We start from the raw sequence: 15,392 nt of genomic DNA on the forward strand, positions 1-15,392 counted from the left end.
CATGGGCGCTATTCAGAAAGTCTGCGTGATCGGCGCCGGGACGATGGGCGCCGGGATCGCCGCCCAGGTCGCCAATGCCGGCGTGCCCGTGCTGCTGCTCGACATCGTCCCCAAGGAAGGGAGCAACCGCAACGCGATCGCCGAGGGCGCGGTCGCGAAGATGCTCAAGGCCGATCCGGCCCCCTTCATGTCGAAGGCGGCGGCGAAGCTGATCGAGACCGGCAATATCGACGACGATCTCGGCCGCGTCGCCGAATGCGACTGGATCGTCGAGGCGATCATCGAGCGGCTCGACATCAAGCAGGGCCTCTACGAGAAGCTGGAGAAGGTCCGCAAGCCGGGCACGGCGGTGTCGTCGAACACCTCGACCATTCCGCTGGCGAAGCTGGTCGAGGGGCGGTCGGACGCGTTCGCCGCCGACTTCATGATCACCCACTTCTTCAACCCGCCGCGCTACATGCGCCTGCTCGAACTCGTCACCGGCCCGAAAACCGATCAAGCGACCGCCGCCAGGGTCGCCGATTTCGGTGATCGCGCGCTCGGCAAGCGGGTCGTCGCGGCGAAGGACACGCCCGGCTTCATCGCCAATCGCATCGGCACCTACTGGATGCTGGTCGCGTTCAACGCCGCGACCGACCTGGGCCTGACGGTCGAGGAGGCCGACGCGATCGGCGGCAAGCCGATGGGCGTGCCCAAGACCGGCATCTTCGGCCTGATCGACCTGGTCGGCATCGACCTGATGCCGCTGCTGCTCAAGAGCCTCGGCTCGACCTTGCCCGAGGGCGACGCCTTCCACGCCGCCGTCCGGCCGATGCCGCTGGTCGATCGGATGATCGCCGACGGCTATACCGGCCGCAAGGGCAAGGGCGGCTTCTACCGCCTCAACCGCGAGGCGGGAAAGCGCAAGGAGGCGATCGACCTCGCGACGGGCAACTATCGGCCGGTGATCAAGGCCGACGTGCCGCGCGCCGGCCTGCCGCAGCTCGTCGCGCTGCCCGGTAAGACCGGCCAGTTCGCCTGGGCGGTGCTGGGCCAGTTGCTCGCCTATGCCGCCGATCTGGTCGGCACGATCGCCGACGATGTCGTCGCGATCGATGATGCGATGAAGCTCGGCTACAACTGGAAATATGGCCCGTTCGAGCTGATCGACCAGCTCGGGCCCGCCGCCTTCGCGCAGCGGCTCGCCGACGAGGGCCGGCCGGTGCCGGCGATCCTCACGGCCGCCGGCGACCGCAGCTTCTACCGGGTCGAGGGCGGCAAGCGCCAGTATCTCGGCCTTGACGGGGCCTATCACGACGTCGTCCGGCCCGAGGGCGTGCTGCTGCTGGAGGACGTCAAGCTTGCCGCCAAGCCGATCATGAAGAACGGCTCGGCCGCGCTGTGGGACATTGGCGACGGCGTCGCCTGCTTCGAGTTCACCTCGAAGATGAACGCGCTGGACGGCGACACGCTCAAGCTGCTCGGCCAGGCGATCGAGCATGTCGGCAAGGGCATGAAGGCGCTGGTCGTCTATAATGAAGGCACGAACTTCTCGGCGGGCGCCAATCTCGGCCTCGCGCTGTTCGCGGTGAACATCGCCGCCTGGGGCGAGATCGAGAAACTCGTCGCAGGCGGACAGCAGACCTACAAGGCGCTCAAATATGCGCCCTTCCCGGTGGTCTCGGCCCCCTCCGGCCTGGCGCTCGGCGGCGGCTGCGAGATATTGCTCCACTCGGACGCGATCCAGGCCCATGCCGAAAGCTATATCGGCCTGGTCGAATGCGGCGTCGGCCTCGTCCCCGGCTGGGGTGGCTGCGGCGAATATATCGATCGCTGGGTCAAGTCGGGCCTGCTGCCGAAGGGGCCGATGCCCGCCGTCGCCAAGGCGTTCGAGACGATCTCGACCGCGACCGTCGCCAAGTCGGCGGCGGAGGCGAAGGAACTGATGTTCCTGCGCAAGGACGATGCGATCACCATGAACCGCGACCGGCTGCTCGCCGACGCCAAGGCGAAGGCGCTCGCGCTGGTCGATGGCTACCAGCCGCCCAAACCGCCCGAATTCCGCCTGCCGGGCCCGAGCGGCCGGGTCGCGCTGGGCATGGCGGCGGAAGGCTTCCACAAGCGGGGCATGGCGACCGACTACGACATGGTCGTTTCCGACGCGCTGGCGGGCGTGTTGACCGGCGGCGACGCCGACCTCGTCGATGTGGTGGCCGAGGAGCAGATGCTCACCCTCGAACGCGAAGCCTTCCTCAAGCGGGTTCGCGACCCGAGGACGGTGGCGCGGGTCGAGACGATGCTCGAAACCGGCAAGCCGCTGCGGAACTGACAGGTCCGACTGGAGAGTGACCAATGCAAGTTTATGAGGCCCCGCTGCGCGACATGCGCTTCGTCATCCACGAGCTGTTCGGCGACGACGGTTTCGGCAATCTCCCCCCCCATGAGGAGTTCACCCCCGATCTGATCGATGCGGTGATCGAGGAGGCAGCGAAGCTGGCGCAGGACGTGCTGCTGCCGATCAACGCCAGCGGCGACCTGGAGGGCTGCGTCTGGGAGAACGGCGTCGTCCGCACCCCGGCCGGTTTCAAGGAGGCCTATGCCCAGTTCCGCGACGGCGGCTGGTGCGCGCTCGCCAGCGATCCGAAATGGGGCGGGCAGGGCCTGCCCGAGACGGTCAACAAGCTGGTCGAGGAGATGATCAGCTCGGCCAACCTCTCCTTCGGCCTCTATCCCGGCCTCACCCACGGCGGCACCACCGCGCTCAAGGCGCATGCGTCGGCCGACCTCCAGGAGCGCTTCCTGCCCAAGATGGTCGCGGGCACATGGTCGGGGACGATGTGCCTGACCGAGCCGCATTGCGGCACCGACCTCGGCATGCTGCGCACCAAGGCGGTGCCGCAGCCGGACGGCAGCTACCGGATCACCGGCAACAAGATCTTCATCTCGGCCGGCGACCATGACCTGACCGAGAACATCATCCACCTCGTCCTCGCCCGGCTGCCCGACGCGCCGCCGGGGGTGCGGGGGATCAGCCTGTTCGTCGTTCCCAAATATCTGCCGAAGGAGGACGGCTCGGTCGGCCCGTCGAACGGAGTCTCGTGTACCGGCATCGAGCACAAGATGGGCCTCAAGGCGTCGGCGACCTGCCAGATGAGCTTCGACGATTCAACCGGCTGGCTGGTCGGCGAGCCGAACAGCGGACTGGCGGCGATGTTCACGATGATGAACACCGAGCGCGTGTCGGTCGGCGTCCAGGGCCTCGGCGTCGCCACCGCCGCCTATCAGAGCGCGGTCGCCTATGCGAAGGACCGCATCCAGGGCCGGGCGCTCTCGGGTCCGAAGCGCCCTGATCTCGCCGCCGACCCGATCATCGTCCATCCCGACGTCCGCCGCATGCTGATGACGATGCGCGCCTATACCGAGGGCTGCCGCATGCTCAGCATCTGGGTGGCGCGCGCGCTCGACGCCGAGCGGCACTCGCCCGATCCCGAGGTGCGTCAGCGCGCCGAGGACATGACCGCGCTGATGACCCCGGTGGTCAAGGCACTGCTCACCGACCTGGGCCATGAGACGGCGCAGATCGGCGTTCAGGTCTATGGCGGCCACGGCTACATCCGCGAGCACGGCATGGAGCAATATGCCCGCGATGCCCGCATCACGATGATCTACGAGGGTACCAACGGCGTCCAGGCGCTCGACCTCGTCGGCCGCAAGATGCCGGCGCATGGCGGCCGCTACCTGCGGTCCTTCTTCCATCCGGTCGCCGCCTTCATCGAGCAGCACAAGGCGGTGCCGGGCATGGAGAAGATGATCGAGGCTCTGGAGAAGGCGTTCGGCGCGCTCCAGCTCTCGACCGCGACGATCGCCCAGAAGGGCCTCGCCGATCCGGAAGAGGCGGGCGCCGCCTCGTCCGACTATCTGCGCCTGCTCGGCCTCGTCGCGATGGCCTATCTGTTCGCCAAGGCGGCCAAGGTCGCCGGCATGAAGAAGATGATGGGCCAGGACCCAGACGGCTTCTACGCCGCCAAGCTGGTGACGGTCCGCTTCTTCTACGAACGGATCCTGCCGCAGGTCGCCGGACTGTTCCAGGCGATCAAGGCCGGCAAGCGCTCAATGATGGATTTGCCCGAAGAGGCGTTCTGATTCGCCAGCGCGCCGTTCGTCCCGAGCAAAGTCGAGGGACGAACGGCAGAGTGGGGCCGTGTGGAGGAGAGCTTACCCCCTCGGCCCACCCCGTCTGGGGGCACCCCGGCCCGGCCCGGCCTTGTAGGGCGGGCGCCCGCCCGGACGCGGACCGCGGCTGTCGCGCGGAGGGCCGCGGCGGTCGTTGCGGGGCGGGGGCGGGGCGTCGCCGGCCGGCTCGATCAGCACCCCTTCCTGCTCGCCGCCGGACTTCTTGACCGCCGACAGGAATTTGGCCGCGATCCCGCGCGGGATCTCGAAGCGGGTCTCGGTCGAGAAGATGCGGATCGCGCCGACGTCGCGCTTGGTGATGTGGCCGTGGCGGCAGATCAGCGGCAGCAGCCAGCGCGGATCGGCATTGTCGTTGCGGCCGGCATTGATCCGGAACCAGGCGGTGTCCTCGAAGCCGGGGCGGGGCCCTTGCTCGCGGGCGGCCTGCGGCACCGGCGCGGCATCGGCCAGTTCCTCGGGCGCGGGCAGGCTCTGTCGCTGCGAACGGACGAAAGCGGCCGCGATTTCCTCGGCCGAGCGGGTCTCCAACAGCTTGCGCGCGACCGCGAGGTCCTCGTCGGATACTTCGCCGACCTCAAGGCTGTCGACCAGTCGCTCCTCATCGCGGGCGTAGATATCCTCGGCGGTCGGCACCTTGTCCCAGGTCGCCTGGACATGCGCGCCGCGCAGCAGTCGTTCGGCATGGCGCCGGCGGGTATAGGGGACGATCAGGACGCAGGTGCCCTTCCTGCCCGCGCGGCCGGTGCGGCCCGAACGATGCTGGAGCGTCTCGGCGTCGATCGGCAGCTCGGCATGGATGACCAGTTCGAGGCCGGGCAGGTCGATGCCGCGCGCGGCGACGTCGGTCGCGACGCAGACCCGGGCGCGGCGGTCGCGCAGCGCCTGCAGCGCATGGTTGCGCTCGTTCTGGCTGAGCTCGCCCGACAGCGTCACAGCCGCGAAGCCGCGTTCGGTGAGCGCGGCCGACAGACGGCGGACATTCTCGCGCGTCGCGCAGAAGATCATCGTGCCCTTCGCTTCGTGGAAGCGGAGCAGGTTGACCACGGCATGCTCGATGTCGCCTGGCGCCACCGCGACGGCGCGATAGTCGATGTCGGCGTGGCGCTCCCGCTCGCTGGTCGTCTCGATGCGCAGCGCGTCGCGCTGGTAGCGCTTCGCCATCACCGCGATCGGCTTGGGCATCGTCGCGGAGAAGAGCAGCGTCCGCCGCTCCGGCGGGGTCATGTCGAGGATTTCCTCGAGATCCTCGCGGAAGCCGAGGTCGAGCATCTCGTCGGCCTCGTCGAGAATCACCGCCCGCAGCGATCCGGGCTGGAGCGCGCCGCGTTCGAGATGGTCGCGGAGACGCCCCGGCGTGCCGACGACGATGTGGCAGCCATAGCTGAGCTGGCGCTGCTCGACGCGCACGTTCATGCCGCCGACGCAGCTTACCACCCGTGCGCCGAGCTTGGCGTAGAGCCATTGCAGCTCGCGCTGGACCTGGAGCGCGAGCTCGCGGGTCGGAGCGATGATCAGCGCGAGCGGTTCGCCCGCGCGCGGCAGGCTCTCGGCGCCCTGCAGCAGCGTCTCGGCGATGGCGAGACCATAGGCGACGGTCTTGCCCGATCCGGTCTGGGCGGAGACGAGCAGGTCGCGGTCGTGCGCCTCGGCGGCGATCACCTGCGCCTGGACAGGGGTGGGGGCGGTGTAGCCGCGCTCGGTGATAGCCTCGGCAACGGGCCGCGGCAGGGAGGAAAAGGGCATCTGGTATCCGATAGCAGGGTCGCCGGCGCCTCTCCGCGCGGCATGTGATGCGGCCCTATACGCCGAAAGGCAGCGAAACGCCAGCAGCGCTGCTTGCATTTTCAACTATCGTCGCAGATCGGCGGATGGAAGAAGCACCGCGCGGGCTTCGTATCGATTTTCGGGACCCGCATTCGGCGATCCCTGACCGCAGGGAGGGGACATGTCGACGCGGGAAAGCAACGGTCCGGGGCGGAGTGTGGCGGGGGCGCGACGGATGTGCCCGGCATGCAGCTTGCGTTCATCTCCGCATTGCCAGCAAAGGGGGCGATGAGCCGCATGCTTCCCCCAGACGCGCCCGCGCGGCGGATGGCGCGACCAGCATTTCCTCCCGTATCGCAGGCGATCGGCCTTGCGCGGCTGCTCTGCATCCTCGGCATCGTCTACGTCCATGCCTGGACCGGGCTCGGCGGCGACCAGATGGCGGCGCAGATGGGATCGGCGCAGGATGTCCTGCGCTGGACGGTGGTCGAGCTGTTCGGGCGCAGCGCGGTGCCGCTGCTCAGCATGGTGTCGGGCTGGCTGGTCGCCGGGTCGCTCGCGCGGCGCGGGGCGAAGCCGTTCCTCGACAGCAAGGCGCGCACCATCCTGCTGCCGATGATCCTGTGGAACGCCATCGCGATGGTGCTGGTGGTCGGCGCCGCGACACTCGGTTGGGCGCGCGCACCCCTGCTCGGCGACACACGCTGGATCGCCGACAATCTCTTCAACCTGACGCGGGCCGGCGACATCAACGTCCAGACTGCCTTCCTGCGCGACCTGTTCCTCTGCATGCTTGCCGCGCCGCTGCTGGTGCGGCTGCGCAACCGCTGGCTGCTCCTGATCGGTGCGCTCGCCGCGCTGTGGTGGGTCAGCCTGTTCAAATTTCCGTTGCTGCTGCGCCCCACGATCCTGCTGTTCTTCGTCGGCGGCATCCTCGCCCGGCGCCACGGTCTCGCCGAACGCGCGGCGATGCTGCCGCTCTGGCAGGCGGTGCTGCCCTTCCTGTTGATCGTGCCGGTAAAGATATGGCTGTCGATCGAGAATGGCGGGCTCGCCGATTTCCATCTCCACGCGACTGCGGCGGTCGACCTGCTGACGCGCAGCACGGCCTCGCTGCTGGTCTGGCGCGGGGCGATCGCGCTGGCCTCGCGCCCGGTCGGCGCCCGGCTGCTCGCCTATGAGCGCTACGCCTTCTTCCTGTTCTGCTGCCACCTGCTGTTCATGTGGCTGGTCGCGCCCGGGATCGGCGAAGTGACGGGGACGATGGGCAGTCCGCTATGGCCGGCCTTCTTCCTGCTCCAGCCGGTGCTGGCCTTCGGGTTCGCGATCCTGCTGGCCACGGCGGTCGAGGCGGTCTCGCCGAAGTTCGCGGAACTGCTGAGCGGGGGTCGGCTGGGCCGCGATCAGGCCGCCTCGCCCGCCGCCCGTCCGCTCGCCCAGGCCCATTGAAAATTATAGCCGCCGAGCCAGCCGGTCACGTCGACGGCCTCACCGATGAAATGAAGGCCCGGTGCCTTCTTCGCCATCAGGGTGCGTTGGTCGAGGCCGTCGGTCGAGACGCCGCCGATCGTCACTTCGGCCTTGGCGAAGCCTTCCGACCCGTTCGGCATGAAGGGCCAGGCGTTGAGCCTGCGCCCGGCGGCGACCAGCGCCTGATCCTTGTGGCCCAGCATCGGTCCCGACAGGCCCAGCCGGTCGGCCAGTACGTCGGCGAGCCGGTCCGGGAAATGTTCGCGCAATATCGTACGCGGCTCGGCCCTGGGCCGCGCCTGCTTCGCCGCGACCAGCAGCGCGGCCGCGTCGGTGCCGGGCAACAGGTCGAGCGACAGCGTGTCGCCATGCCGCCAATAGCTGCTGATCTGGAGGATCGCGGGCCCTGAGAGACCGCGATGGGTGAACAGTGCCGCCTCGCGGAAGCGGGCCTTGCCGAGGCTGGCGACGACGTCGAGCGAAACCCCCGACAGCGTCTCGAACAGCCGGTCGTCCTGGCCCAGCGTCAGCGGCACCAGCGCCGGACGCGGCTCGACCACCTTCAGCCCGAACTGGCGGGCGACGTCATAGGCGAAGCCGGTCGCGCCCATCTTCGGGATCGATGGGCCGCCGGTCGCTATCACCAGCGACGGCGCGGCAAGGCTGCCGCCCGGCGTCTCCACCCGGAAGCGTTCGTCGGGTTTGGAGATGGCGCTGATGCGGGTGAGCAGCTTCGTCTCGACCCCGCTGGCCGCGCACTCCTCCTCCAGCATCGCGACGATCTGCCGCGCCGATCCGTCGCAGAAGAGCTGGCCGAGCGTCTTTTCGTGCCAGGCGATGCCGTGGCGATCGACCAGGTCGATGAAGTCGGCGGGCCGGTAGCGGCCGAGCGCCGACCGGGCGAAATGCGGATTGGCGGACAGGTAACGCTCGGCCAGCCCACCGTCGACATTGGTGAAGTTGCAACGGCCGCCGCCCGAGATCAGAATCTTCGCCCCCGCCCGGTCGAGATGATCGAGCAGCAGCACCCGCCGCCCGCGCTGCCCTGCCGTCAAAGCGCACATCATCCCCGCCGCGCCGGCGCCGATGATGATGACGTCGTGGGTGAAGCTGTTCGTCATCATACTCCGTTCGTGTCGAGCGCAGTCGAGACACGTTGGCTGGCGAAACGTCCCTCGACTGCGCTCCGGACGAACGGAAGCTTTGGGATTGGAGCCGTTGCTGCTATCGGCCCGCGCCATCATGAGCAAGCCGAACCGCCCCGACCGCCGCACCTTCGCGATCATCTCGCATCCCGACGCCGGCAAGACCACGCTGACCGAGAAGCTGCTCTATTTCGGCGGCGCGATCCATCTGGCCGGCGAGGTCAAGGCGCGCGGGCAGACGCGGCGGGCGCGGTCCGACTGGATGAAGATCGAGCAGCAGCGCGGCATCTCGGTCACCTCGTCGGTGATGACCTTCGAGCGTGACGGCATCACCTTCAACCTGCTCGACACGCCGGGCCACGAGGATTTCTCGGAGGACACCTACCGCACCCTGACCGCGGTGGATTCGGCGGTGATGGTGATCGACGCGGCCAAGGGCATCGAGCCGCAGACCCGCAAGCTGTTCGAGGTGTGCCGGCTCCGCTCGGTGCCGATCATCACCTTCGTCAACAAGGTCGACCGCGAGGGCCGCGCGCCGTTCGAGCTGCTCGACGAGATCGCCGACGCGCTGGCGCTCGACGTCGCGCCGATGAGCTGGCCGGTCGGCATGGGCGGCACCTTCGAGGGGATATACGACCTCGCCCGCGACCGGCTCTATCGCCCGGCGGCAGACGCGACCGGCGCCTATGAGGGCGATTCGGTCGCGGTCGCCGGCCTCGGCGATTCGCAGCTGGACGGCATGTTGTCGGCCGAAGGCGCGGCGCTGTTGCGCGAGGAGGCGGAGCTGGCGCAGATCGGCTATGCGCCGTTCGACGAAGCCGCCTATCTCCATGGCGACCTGACCCCGGTCTATTTCGGGTCGGCGCTCAAGGATTTCGGCGTCGAGCAGCTGATCGACGCGCTCGCCGACTTCGCGCCGAGCCCGCGCCCCCAGCCGGGCGAACCGCGCGATGTCGATCCCGGCGAGCCCAACGTTGCCGGCTTCGTGTTCAAGGTGCAGGCGAACATGAACCCGCAGCACCGCGACCGCGTCGCCTTCATGCGGCTCTGCTCGGGCCGGTTCCGGCGCGGCATGAAGCTCGCTCAGGTCGGCACCGGCAAGCAGATCGCGATCCACAGCCCGATCCTGTTCTTCGCGCAGAATCGCGAGCTGGCCGAGGAGGCCTTCCCCGGCGACATCATCGGCATCCCCAACCATGGCACGCTGCGCGTCGGCGACACGCTGACGGAGGGCGAGATGATCCGCTTCACCGGCCTGCCCAACTTCGCGCCCGAGATTCTTCGCCGCGTGAAGCTCGCCGATCCGACCAAGACCAAGCAGCTCCGCAACGCGCTCAACGATATGGCGGAGGAGGGGATCATGCAGGTCTTCCACCCGCAGATCGGGTCGCAGCTCGTTATCGGCGTGGTCGGCCAGCTCCAGCTCGACGTGCTGATCTCGCGCCTCCAGGCCGAGTACAAGGTCGAGGCGAGTTTCGAGCCATCACCCTACGACACCGCGCGCTGGATCAGCTCGGACGATGAGAAGGCGCTGGACGAGTTCATGGGCCTGCACCGCTCGGCGATGGCGCACGACCGCGACGAGGCGCCGGTGTTCATGGCCAAGGATGCCTGGGAACTGAACTATATCCAGGGCAAGTTTCCCGCGCTGCGCTTCTCCGCGACAAAGGATCGGCGCTGATCGGCCACTGGTGCCCGGCCGCCCGCGCTGGATAGCGGGAAAGAAAGCAGGGGACGCACGTTCTCTCCACGTTACGAGGAGAGGAGTTGCCTGTGCGTTCGATGCCCTTGCTTGTCCTGAGTGCTGCCCTGTTTCCCGCCATTGCTTCGGCCCAGCCAGCGCCGCCCGATCAACGGGTGATGGGTGCGCAAGTGCTGCTCGACCGGCTCGGTTTCGGGCCGGGAGTGATCGATGGAGCCAGCGGCATGAGCTTCGCCAAGGCGTTGCGCGGCTGGCAGCAGACCAAGGGGCTGCCGGTCACCGGCCGGCTCGACGACGCGACGGTCAAGAGCTTCGAACCCTATCGCGCCATGCCGACGGTGATCGATGTCAGGTTGACCCCTGATATCCTCGAAGGGCCGTTCGTCGGCCCGATCCCGGCCAAGGAGAGCGACCAGGCGAAGATGGCCTCGCTCGGCTATTCGGATGCGATGGAGAAGCTGGCCGAGCGTTATCACACGACGCCGGCGACGCTGGTCGCGCTCAATTCTCCCCAGACCAAGCTGGCGCCGGGTGTCGTCATCAAGGTGCCCAACGTCATTCCGCCCGCCTGGAATTTCCCGGCCGATCTCAAGCCCGCCTGGCGCAAGACGCTGTGGACGCTGAACGTCGGGGCGGAGCAGCCCGACGTGGCGAAGGTCGTGGTCGACAAGTCGGACGGCGTGCTTCGCGCCTTCGACGGTGCCGGCAAGCTGGTCGCGCAATTCCCCGCGACGATGGGCAGCCGGCACGATCCACTGCCGATCGGTCAATGGAAGATCCAGGGCCGTTCCTACAACCCGCCCTTCCATTATAATCCCAAGCTGTTCTGGGACGCCGACAGCAAGGACCGCAAGGCGCTGCTGCCACCGGGACCGAACGGGCCGGTCGGCGTCGTCTGGATCGACCTCGACAAGAAGCACTACGGCATCCACGGCACCCCCAATCCCGAGAAGATCGGCCGCACCGAAAGTCATGGCTGCATCCGCCTGACCAACTGGGACGCAGCGCGGCTCGCGATGATGGTGAAGCCGGGCACGCCGGCCGTCTTCCAGCCATGAGGGGAGGACGATGATCCGGAGGGTCGCGATCCTGCTGTTGGTGCTGGCGGTCGGCTATGTCGGCTGGGTCGTATTCCTCAACCTGCCGGGCCGCGACGGCGGTCCGCCCGTGGCCACCGCCGACAAGCGCGGCCCGGTCCCGGCCGCGTCTTTGCCGCCTCCTGTCGCGGTGCCGCGGGGAGCGCTCGTCATCCCCGTCGCCGGCGTCCGCGCCGATCAGCTCGGCGACACCTTCGCGGACGCGCGTGGCGAGGGACGGGTCCACGACGCAATCGACATCATGGCCCCGCGCGGGACACCGGTGATCGCGGCGGCAGCGGGCACGGTCGAGAAGCTGTTTGACAGCCGGCTGGGCGGGCGAACCGTCTATATCCGCCGTTCGGGGGGACAGTGGATCGACTATTACGCCCATCTCGACGGCTATGCGCCGGGCCTCGCCGAGGGCAAGCGGGTGGCGCAGGGCGAGATGATCGGCACGGTCGGCTCGACCGGCGACGCCAGTCCGGAGGCGCCGCACCTCCATTATGCCATCAACGCGATGGCGCCCGGTGAAGGCTGGTGGCAGGGCACGCCGATCAATCCTTATCCGCTGCTGGTGGCGGGGCACTGATTCCTTCGCGCGAGCGGAGGATGACTTTTGCGGCCGCCATGCCAATATCGCGCCCATGACGATCCTTCGCCCGCTGCTCGCCTTCCTCGCCCTCGTCGCCCTGCCCGCCGCCGCCCAGGCGGCCGACAAGCTGGTGCTCGCCTTCGGCGACAGTCTGACGGCGGGCTATCGGCTGCCGCCGGGCAAAGGGTTCGCGCCCCAGCTCGAGGCGGCGCTGCGCGCGTCGGGCGTGCCGGCGCGGGTGCACAATGCCGGGGTGTCCGGCGACACGACGGCGCAGGGCAAGGCCCGGCTCGCCTGGGTGCTCGCCTCACTCAAGGCGAAGCCCGACCTGGTGATCGTCGAGCTCGGCGCCAACGACATGCTGCGCGGTCTCGACCCCGCCCGGGCCGAGACGAATCTCGACGCGATTCTTGCTGAATTGTCGAAGCGACGTATCAGGATATTGCTGGCCGGCATGGTTGCGGCGCCGAATCTGGGCCCCGACTACGCCAAACGCTTCAATCCGATCTATCGCAGGCTGGCCGACAAATATCGTGCGGGTCTCTATCCTTTCTTCCTGCAGGGCATCGTCGGCGATCGTTCGCTGCACATCGGCGATGCGATTCACCCCAATGAACAAGGGGTTAAGGTGATCGTGCGCGGCATCTTGCCCCACGTCCGCCGGCAGCTCGCGGGCCGATAATCAGTCCGTTGCAGCCGATCCCGACTCGCCCTAAGCTCGCTTCCGTAACGGGCCGCGGGGAGGGCTTGGATGCAATGGGCGGGGTCGTCGTCGGCGCGGGGACCGGTAGGGCGGCCGGCAGGCGTTATCGATGATGGCGCTCGCGATGCCTTCCTCGATCATCTGCGTTCGGGCGTGGCGGATGCCGCCGCGTCGGGCGGCGACTTCCTTCTCGACCTCGCGGCGGTCGACCATATGTCGGCGGGTGCGCTGATGGCGTTGACGATAGCGCGCAAGGAAGCGATCACCAGCGACGTGACGATCGTGCTCGCCCGGCCCAGCCCGGCGCTGCGCGAAGTGCTGGAGATCAGCCGCTATCAGTTGATCTTCGACATCGTCGACGACCTCGACGGCGGAAGGGACTGAAGATTTGGGGATGCTGGTCCGCTTCTGGGGGACGCGGGGATCGCTGCCGGTTGCGCCTCGGGCGCGTGCGATCGAGGACAAGCTGGTCGGCGCGCTGATGCGGGCATCCGGGCGGACTTTTGCCGACGAGGACGCCGCCCGGCGCTTCGTCAACGAAGAACTAAGCTTCGGCGAGGGGCACAGCTATGGCGGCGCCACCACCTGCCTGGAGATCGAAGGCGCCGACGACAGCTTCTTCATCCTCGACATGGGATCGGGCCTGCGCGAGCTGGGCAACGACGCCTTCCGCCGGATCGCGCAGCAGGGGCGTTCGCGGACCTACAACTTCTTCATGTCGCACCTGCACTGGGACCATATCATGGGCTTCCCCTTCTTCGGGCCGGCCTTCGATCCCGACGCGCGCATCGTCATCCATTCGGGCCATGCCGATTGCGAAGCAGCGCTGCGCCGCCAGCAGGAGGAGATCAGCTTCCCGGTCGCCTTCGACTGGCTGCGTGCGAAGATCGAGTTCAAGGTGCTGGCGCCGGGCGAGGTCCACCATGTCGACGGGATCGACGTCGAACTGATGCCGCAGGACCACAGCCACGTCTCCTACGCCTGGAAGTTCCGGCGCGACGGCAAGACCTTCGTCTTCTCGACCGACGCCGAGCACCGGATGGACGACGTCGAGGACAAGGCGGCGTTCGAGACCTTCTTCCACCAGGCCGACCTCGTCGTCTGCGATACCATGTATTCGCTCGCCGAGAGCATCACCTTGAAGGCCGACTGGGGCCATTCGAGCAACGTCATGGCGGTCAACCTCTGCCATGGTGCCGGGGCGCGGAAGCTGGTGCTGTTCCATCATGAACCGACCAGCAGCGACGCCGACATCGACGCGCTGCTCGCGGAGACCATCCGCTACGAGGCACTGAACCGCCGCGACTATCCGCCGCTCGAGGTGGTCTGCTCCTACGACAGCCTCGAACTCGAGGTTTGAGGCAGGCTCGACACGAACCGGGCTGACGCCTACAGCCGCGCGCCATGCATGGCTGGATCATCATCGACAAGCCGGTCGGCCCGGGCTCGACCCAGATCGTCTCCGCGGTCAAGCGCGCGCTCCGGACCGGCGGCTACGGCAAGTACAAGGTCGGCCATGGCGGGACGCTCGACCCGCTGGCGTCGGGCGTGCTGCCGGTCGCGCTGGGCGAGGCGACCAAGCTGTCGGGGCGGATGCTCGACGCCGACAAGGCCTATGACTTCACCATAGGCTTCGGAGTCGAGACCGACACGCTCGACGCCGAGGGCAAGGCGGTGGCGGTGTCCGGCGCCTGTCCGACGCTCGATGCGATCGAGGCGGTGCTGTCGCGCTTCACCGGCCCGATCGAGCAGGTACCGCCGGCTTATTCGGCGCTGAAGATCGACGGTGAGCGCGCCTATGATCGCGCCCGTGCCGGCGAAAGCTTCGAGATGAAGACGCGTGCCGTCACCATTCATCGACTGGAGATCGTCGGGGGGCGACCGATCGGGGAAGGGGATGGACTGGCCGAGGCGACCCTGTCTTGCTCGGTGTCGAAGGGCACCTACATAAGAAGCCTGGCGCGGGACATCGCGCGCGCGCTCGGCACCGTCGGCCATGTGACCATGCTCCGCCGTACCAAGGCGGGCCCGTTCACCCTGTCCCAGGCGATTTCGCTGGACAAACTGGATGAACTCGCTAAGGGCCGGCAGCTTGAAAAAGCACTCTTGCCGCTGACGGCGGGGCTGGACGACATCCCGGCTCTATCCGTCACCCCCGATCAGGCAAGGGCGCTCCGCGAGGGGCGCAGAGTGATCGGGATTGCCGCACCCACCGGCCTCAACCTTGCGATCGACGGCGACATGCCCGTTGCGCTGGTGGAGGTCGAGGACCGCGAGGTCCGCGTGGTGCGGGGCTTCAATATGATGTCGAAGGAAGACAGATGACCGTTACCGCCGAACGCAAGACCGCGATCATTGCCGACAACGCCCGTGCCAACGGCGATACCGGCAGCCCCGAAGTCCAGGTCGCGATCCTGACCGAGCGCATCAACAACCTGACCGAGCATTTCAAGACCCATGCGAAGGACAACCATTCGCGCCGCGGTCTCCTGATGCTGGTCAACAAGCGCCGCCGCCTTCTCGACTATCTCAAGCGGAAGGATGCGGAGCGCTACACCGCACTGATCGGCAAGCTCGGCCTGCGCAAGTAAGCCAGCTTCTGAACGGCCCCGCAAAACGGGGCCGTTCGCTTATTCCGCCAGGGGCAATCCGGCACCGGGCGGGACGGCGGGCACAAGGCCCCGCCACGGCAGGCCGAAAGGCGGCCTGCCCCACGCGGCGGCTTGCAGCCGCCGGCATAGGCCCCGGGCGCATAGGGCGTCCG

Annotated in this window: 13 protein-coding genes; 11 read left to right on the forward strand and 2 right to left on the reverse strand. The window is 68.0% G+C overall.

All coding sequences use genetic code 11. The features are described 5' to 3' along the window. Position 1: 1 nt before the first annotated feature. Both B5X82_RS05005 and B5X82_RS05010 read left to right on the forward strand, forming a co-directional pair. Positions 2-2,308 carry a 3-hydroxyacyl-CoA dehydrogenase/enoyl-CoA hydratase family protein gene (locus B5X82_RS05005; RefSeq protein WP_079647016.1) on the forward strand — a complete coding sequence of 769 codons (2,307 nt, stop codon included), beginning with the start codon at positions 2-4 and terminating at the stop codon, positions 2,306-2,308. A 23-nt stretch (positions 2,309-2,331) separates the two neighbouring features. Next, entirely contained in the window at positions 2,332-4,122 is a 1,791-nt protein-coding gene (locus B5X82_RS05010) for an acyl-CoA dehydrogenase C-terminal domain-containing protein (RefSeq protein WP_079647017.1), read from the forward strand. Positions 4,123-4,194: 72 nt separating this feature from the next. On the opposite strand, the gene B5X82_RS05015 is transcribed toward B5X82_RS05010, so the two are convergent. Continuing rightward, entirely contained in the window at positions 4,195-5,916 is a 1,722-nt protein-coding gene (locus tag B5X82_RS05015) for a DEAD/DEAH box helicase (protein ID WP_079647018.1), read from the reverse strand. Between the two features lie 348 nt (positions 5,917-6,264). Here B5X82_RS05015 and B5X82_RS05020 point away from each other — a divergent pair, with 348 nt between their 5' ends. Further along, positions 6,265-7,386: an acyltransferase family protein gene (locus B5X82_RS05020; protein WP_079647019.1), complete on the forward strand. Its 1,122-nt coding sequence runs from the start codon at positions 6,265-6,267 to the stop codon at positions 7,384-7,386. On the opposite strand, the gene B5X82_RS05025 is transcribed toward B5X82_RS05020, so the two are convergent. Then, positions 7,341-8,528: a BaiN/RdsA family NAD(P)/FAD-dependent oxidoreductase gene (locus tag B5X82_RS05025; protein ID WP_125725186.1), complete on the reverse strand. Its 1,188-nt coding sequence runs from the start codon at positions 8,526-8,528 to the stop codon at positions 7,341-7,343. The two genes, B5X82_RS05020 and B5X82_RS05025, sit on opposite strands and share 46 nt — an antisense overlap. Before the next feature lie 121 nt (positions 8,529-8,649). Between B5X82_RS05025 and B5X82_RS05030 the strand changes: the two genes are divergently transcribed. The 8 genes from B5X82_RS05030 to rpsO all read left to right on the forward strand — a co-directional run bounded on the left by B5X82_RS05030 (position 8,650) and on the right by rpsO (position 15,219). Next, positions 8,650-10,233, forward strand: a complete 1,584-nt coding sequence (locus tag B5X82_RS05030; RefSeq protein ID WP_079647331.1) for a peptide chain release factor 3 — start codon at positions 8,650-8,652, stop codon at positions 10,231-10,233. A 92-nt stretch (positions 10,234-10,325) separates the two neighbouring features. Beyond that, positions 10,326-11,312 carry a L,D-transpeptidase family protein gene (locus B5X82_RS05035; protein WP_079647021.1) on the forward strand — a complete coding sequence of 329 codons (987 nt, stop codon included), beginning with the start codon at positions 10,326-10,328 and terminating at the stop codon, positions 11,310-11,312. A gap of 10 nt (positions 11,313-11,322) precedes the next feature. Beyond that, entirely contained in the window at positions 11,323-11,922 is a 600-nt protein-coding gene (locus B5X82_RS05040) for a M23 family metallopeptidase (RefSeq protein ID WP_079647022.1), read from the forward strand. 55 nt (positions 11,923-11,977) lie between these two features. Continuing rightward, positions 11,978-12,607, forward strand: coding sequence for an arylesterase (locus B5X82_RS05045; RefSeq protein WP_079647023.1), 630 nt, complete (start codon positions 11,978-11,980; stop codon positions 12,605-12,607). A gap of 69 nt (positions 12,608-12,676) precedes the next feature. After that, the gene (locus B5X82_RS05050) at positions 12,677-13,012 is read left to right on the forward strand and encodes an STAS domain-containing protein (RefSeq protein ID WP_012049990.1); all 336 of its coding nucleotides are present in this window, start codon (positions 12,677-12,679) and stop codon (positions 13,010-13,012) included. A 10-nt stretch (positions 13,013-13,022) separates the two neighbouring features. After that, positions 13,023-13,988: an MBL fold metallo-hydrolase gene (locus B5X82_RS05055; RefSeq protein WP_223811027.1), complete on the forward strand. Its 966-nt coding sequence runs from the start codon at positions 13,023-13,025 to the stop codon at positions 13,986-13,988. A 44-nt stretch (positions 13,989-14,032) separates the two neighbouring features. Next, positions 14,033-14,953 carry a tRNA pseudouridine(55) synthase TruB gene (truB, locus tag B5X82_RS05060; protein ID WP_079647025.1) on the forward strand — a complete coding sequence of 307 codons (921 nt, stop codon included), beginning with the start codon at positions 14,033-14,035 and terminating at the stop codon, positions 14,951-14,953. After that, the gene (rpsO, locus tag B5X82_RS05065) at positions 14,950-15,219 is read left to right on the forward strand and encodes a 30S ribosomal protein S15 (RefSeq protein WP_016747111.1); all 270 of its coding nucleotides are present in this window, start codon (positions 14,950-14,952) and stop codon (positions 15,217-15,219) included. The genes truB and rpsO overlap by 4 nt, the downstream gene beginning before the upstream one ends. The last annotated feature ends 173 nt before the right edge of the window (positions 15,220-15,392 follow it).

The sequence above is a fragment of the Rhizorhabdus histidinilytica genome, assembly GCF_900167915.1.
GTDB classification, from domain to species: Bacteria; Pseudomonadota; Alphaproteobacteria; order Sphingomonadales; family Sphingomonadaceae; genus Rhizorhabdus; species Rhizorhabdus histidinilytica.

Bases quoted from the DNA above. Each gene is read 5' to 3' on its own strand.
- B5X82_RS05005 (WP_079647016.1), top strand. From the start codon at position 2: ATGGGCGCTATTCAGAAAGTCTGCGTGATCGGCGCCGGGACGATGGGC.
- B5X82_RS05010 (WP_079647017.1), top strand. From the start codon at position 2,332: ATGCAAGTTTATGAGGCCCCGCTGCGCGACATGCGCTTCGTCATCCAC.
- B5X82_RS05015 (WP_079647018.1), bottom strand. From the start codon at position 5,916: ATGCCCTTTTCCTCCCTGCCGCGGCCCGTTGCCGAGGCTATCACCGAG.
- B5X82_RS05020 (WP_079647019.1), top strand. From the start codon at position 6,265: ATGGCGCGACCAGCATTTCCTCCCGTATCGCAGGCGATCGGCCTTGCG.
- B5X82_RS05025 (WP_125725186.1), bottom strand. From the start codon at position 8,528: ATGACGAACAGCTTCACCCACGACGTCATCATCATCGGCGCCGGCGCG.
- B5X82_RS05030 (WP_079647331.1), top strand. From the start codon at position 8,650: ATGAGCAAGCCGAACCGCCCCGACCGCCGCACCTTCGCGATCATCTCG.
- B5X82_RS05040 (WP_079647022.1), top strand. From the start codon at position 11,323: ATGATCCGGAGGGTCGCGATCCTGCTGTTGGTGCTGGCGGTCGGCTAT.
- B5X82_RS05045 (WP_079647023.1), top strand. From the start codon at position 11,978: ATGACGATCCTTCGCCCGCTGCTCGCCTTCCTCGCCCTCGTCGCCCTG.
- B5X82_RS05050 (WP_012049990.1), top strand. From the start codon at position 12,677: ATGCAATGGGCGGGGTCGTCGTCGGCGCGGGGACCGGTAGGGCGGCCG.
- B5X82_RS05055 (WP_223811027.1), top strand. From the start codon at position 13,023: ATGCTGGTCCGCTTCTGGGGGACGCGGGGATCGCTGCCGGTTGCGCCT.
- truB (WP_079647025.1), top strand. From the start codon at position 14,033: ATGCATGGCTGGATCATCATCGACAAGCCGGTCGGCCCGGGCTCGACC.
- rpsO (WP_016747111.1), top strand. From the start codon at position 14,950: ATGACCGTTACCGCCGAACGCAAGACCGCGATCATTGCCGACAACGCC.